Here is a 3,818-nt window from a genome sequence, read left to right as displayed (position 1 = left end):
CCCGGACGGCTCCCTGCGCCGCGAGAACACGGACACCGGCGACAAGCTCACGTACACCAAGGCCGACTGATCAGCCCAGCAACACGGACACCGCATTCAGCAGCAGGGGGTGGACGAACCCGTCGGGCACCGTCGGCGGAAAGTGCCACGCCAGCGGCCAGGTACGGCCGGTCAGGGCGGGGATCGGCACATAACTGATCCGGCCCGCCGCCGCGTTCAACGGAGTGACTCCGGCCGGCCAGGACTTGCGTACGGCGCTCCCGGCCCGGGACGAGGAAGTACACCGCCCTCCGCCCGTTCGCCTCGGTGACGACGGGCCCCGGCTCGCCGCCCGTAATCGCCTCCATCAAGAAGGCGAGCCGTCCCCCCCTTCGTCACCGTCCACGCGCACGGCGTCGAATTGCATGCCCGCCTTGCGGAGTTGCACCTGTCACGTTCGTCGCGCGGACCCTACCGCCGAGCCCACCCCTCGCCGCACCGGCCGCCTCTCCGTACAACGTGACACTCACCCCCTCACCTGTCACGTTGCGTAACAACCCCCTATGAGTGGCAGCGGCGCGAAGCCGCCCGCCCAGGGCCGGTTTCTGCGCCAGGCTCGCCCCATGCGTCCACGTTCTTCGTACAGGGCACCACCATCACAGAGCCTTATCCACTCCGTCGTGGTGCAGAGCATGGCCGAGCACGGGCCCCGCAACCCGCACCCCACCACACACAGGTGAACGGCCGGGGAAAGCCGGCGGACGCCGGCCACCGCGTCGTGAACACTCGGGAACGGCTGGCGGACGATGCGCCCGCGCCGCCGGAACGTCACAACTCCCCATGTTCCACTGCCCCGGACAAGGCGTCGCCGCATCTCCCCGCGCACGGGCGCACATCCAGGGGCGAACAGGTCCGCTGCCTCACAGACCTGTCACAACTTAGTTGCACACCGAACCACTTCAGGATCCGACTCGTGATCACCAGTGACACATTTATGCCGCACCTCCTGAGGAAATTCATGACGCGCAGATGGGCGCTTATCACCACGATCACCGCATTGACCGTCGCGCTGGCCTTCGTCGTCGTCCAACTGGTGCGCGGCCAGGACTCCGGGAAGGAACAGACCGAGGCGAAACCGGCCGCGTCGAGCCCGTCCGCGCCGAAACCGGCCACGCCGAAACCATCCGCCTCGAAACCGGCCACGCCGAAACCATCCGCGTCGAAACCGTCCGCGTCGAGCCCGGCCGCGCCGAACCCGCCCGCACCGAACCCGGCCGCGCCGAACCCGCCCGCGCCGAAACCGGGTGGCGACGCCGAGTCGCTGCAGGGCCTCGGCTGGTGGCCCCTGCACCAGTCCGGCACCGCGAAAGCCGGCGCGCACGACGCCGTGGTCAGGGGCGGCACGCAGTGGACCGACGGCCCCGAGGGCGGCGCCTTGCAGCTGGACGGCACCAGCGGATACGCGGACACCGGCACCCGGCTCGACACCGCGGGCAAGGACTACTCTGTCGCCGCACGGGTGCGCCTCGCCCCCAAGGACATGAACGGCTTCCACACCGCCTTGTCCGAGGACGGCGACCGGGTCAGCACGTTCTTCCTCCAGTACTCCGCCCAGGACGGGAACTTCGCCTTCAGTTTCTCCGGTACCCGTGCCGTCGCGACGTCCGAGAAGCCGCAGCCCGGCCGCTGGTACCACCTGACCGGCACGTACAGCCAGAAGGACCACCTGATGCGGACCTACGTGGACGGCCGGCTCGCGGGGACCAGGGTGGCCTCCAGCAGCGTGTACCCCACTGGCACTGTGGTGATCGGACGTGCCAAGTTCGACGGGAAGCCGGTCGACTACTGGAACGGTGACATCGCCGACGTACACGTCTACGACCGGGAGTTGACGTCCCGTGAGGTGGACTCGCTTTCCTCTCGCGAACCGGGCTGACCGGCGCTGACGGGGGCAAGTTCACCGCCGCCGCAGGCTGACCGGCGCCGCACGGGCGCACGGCGGCTCGCGGCGACGCCTGCCGGTTGTCCCGCAGCCGGCCGAACCCGTCTTCCCCACAGACGACCGGAGAGGAAAAGGCCCTTGTCGGCCAGCGCTTCGACTGAAGACCGACCACCCTGCCCCCGCACCACGGAACCCTGCCCCGACGAGTTCCTCAGAGCGCTCTACCACTTCCACGGCAGCGCCTTGCTGCAGTTCGCCGCGCGGCGGCTGGAGGGCGACTGGCACCGCGCCGAGGACATCCTCCAGGAAGTCGCGATACGCGCCTGGCGGCACGCCGGGGAACTCGACCCGACCGCGGATTCGGTGCGGCCCTGGCTGTTCACCGTGCTGCGCAATCTCGTCATCGACGGCCACCGGGCCCGCCAGGCCAGACCACTGGAGACCGGTGACCCCGAACTCGACCACCTGCCGGTCTCCGACGGCGTGGACCACATGCTCACCTCCCAGGTGCTCATCGACGCCTTGCGGGACCTGCGGCCGGCACAGCGCGAGGTCCTGCTGCACGTGCACTACCTGGGACGCAGCGTCAACCAGACGGCCGAGGTCCTCGGCGTGCCGCCGGGCACCGTCAAGTCCCGGACGTTCTACGCCGCCCGCGCCCTGCGCGAGGCACTGCACAGCCGCGGCCTGTACGCGGGCGACCTGTACCGCGAGGCCGGATGACACTTATGCCAGACGTCCCGCGTGCCGGTTGATCTCCAGGCCGAGCGGCCCGGTGTCGAGCGATCCGCCCGCACCGGCACGCCAGCGCCACCCCGTGGGTGCCTCGCCGACCACCAGCAGCGCGTCCCCGCGCCGCAGACCGGCCAGTGCCCCCTCCCGTCGCGGGAGCTGCGAGGCGTCCACGACGAACAGATGCGGCGCCTCGCCCTGGACGGCGATCCGGCTGCTGCCCTCGATCAGCCGGAAGATCTGGGTGACGTCGGGCGAGCCGGGCTCCGGCGCTCCCGTGCCCGCCGACGCCGCCACCGTGGCGAACGCCTCCTCCAGGCTGGCCGCGCTGTGCAGACGCGAGGTCCGCGGCTCGTCGCCGGAAAGGAGCCCGCCGTCGGCCAGGGATCCCACCAGGGTGACCTCGGCGAGCGCCCCCACCGGGCCGGCGAGCGCCTCGGTGACGACGGCCCGCACCAGGCTGCGCACCTCCTTGTCCGGACCCGTCACCGAGACGGGCCCCGCCGCCCGGGAGAGGTCGACCAGCACGCGGTCGGGTCCGTCCAGGCCCACCGTCACCGTCAGCGCGTACGGCAGGGCCGGTTCGCCCTCCGGGCCGGGGCGGTGCAGATCGTCGGGCGAGATCGTCCAGCGCTCGCCGTCCGCCTCGACGGTCCAGGGCGCGGGGGCGGCCTCCTCGGCCCCGGCCAGCAGCAGTGCGAGCCGCTCCTCGGAGTAGGCGACGGCGTACAGGTCGGGCAGCGACCGGCCGGAGCGCAGGCATTCGCCCGTCAGCCGGCGCAGGCCCGCGTTGACCACGTCCAGCGCCTCCCGACCCACGACGGCCTTCGAGGCCGCGACGGGCTTCGGCGGGCGGGGTGGCCGACGTCGCTCGGTGACGATCAGCGCGGCCACCGCCCCGATCAGCGCCAGCCCCAGCACCACGGCCAGGACGTACCAGATCATCTTCTGACTCCTTGTCGGGACGCCCCGGCGGCGGAGCCGGGACGGTCGAGAACGAGGACGGCACAGTCGCTGTGCCGTGCACCCGATGGCCACTACGGCGCCCGTCGGCGGATGGTTCACCGGTGCGCCGGGTGAACCATACGCCCGCCGGGGGCGGGGGGGGCGGCAGTGGGGCCGGCGCCCCCCCCGGGGGGGGGCCCGGGCCCCCCAAAACACCCGC

General features: G+C 71.8%; 3 protein-coding genes and 1 pseudogene. 2 read left to right on the top strand and 2 right to left on the bottom strand.

Annotated elements, in window-relative coordinates:
- Positions 1-70 precede the first annotated feature (70 nt).
- Positions 71-406: pseudogene (locus tag ACIPEK_RS46305) on the bottom strand (hypothetical protein).
- Between the two features lie 591 nt (positions 407-997).
- Here ACIPEK_RS46305 and ACIPEK_RS46300 point away from each other — a divergent pair.
- Both ACIPEK_RS46300 and ACIPEK_RS46295 read left to right on the top strand, forming a co-directional pair.
- Positions 998-1,915 (top strand): LamG domain-containing protein, encoded by a 918-nt coding sequence (locus tag ACIPEK_RS46300; RefSeq protein WP_402008966.1) that lies wholly within the window; start codon positions 998-1,000, stop codon positions 1,913-1,915.
- Between the two features lie 144 nt (positions 1,916-2,059).
- Positions 2,060-2,644 carry a sigma-70 family RNA polymerase sigma factor gene (locus ACIPEK_RS46295; protein WP_402008963.1) on the top strand — a complete coding sequence of 195 codons (585 nt, stop codon included), beginning with the start codon at positions 2,060-2,062 and terminating at the stop codon, positions 2,642-2,644.
- Between the two features lie 3 nt (positions 2,645-2,647).
- Here the strand turns inward: ACIPEK_RS46295 and ACIPEK_RS46290 are convergent, their stop codons facing one another.
- Positions 2,648-3,598: a hypothetical protein gene (locus ACIPEK_RS46290; RefSeq protein ID WP_402008961.1), complete on the bottom strand. Its 951-nt coding sequence runs from the start codon at positions 3,596-3,598 to the stop codon at positions 2,648-2,650.
- Positions 3,599-3,818: the final 220 nt, after the last annotated feature.

Source organism: Streptomyces sp. NPDC088246, from assembly GCF_044741025.1.
Classification (GTDB): domain Bacteria; phylum Actinomycetota; class Actinomycetes; order Streptomycetales; family Streptomycetaceae; genus Streptomyces.
The sequence above is the reverse complement of the archived record's forward strand: the minus strand, read 5'-3'. Positions and strand labels throughout refer to the sequence as shown.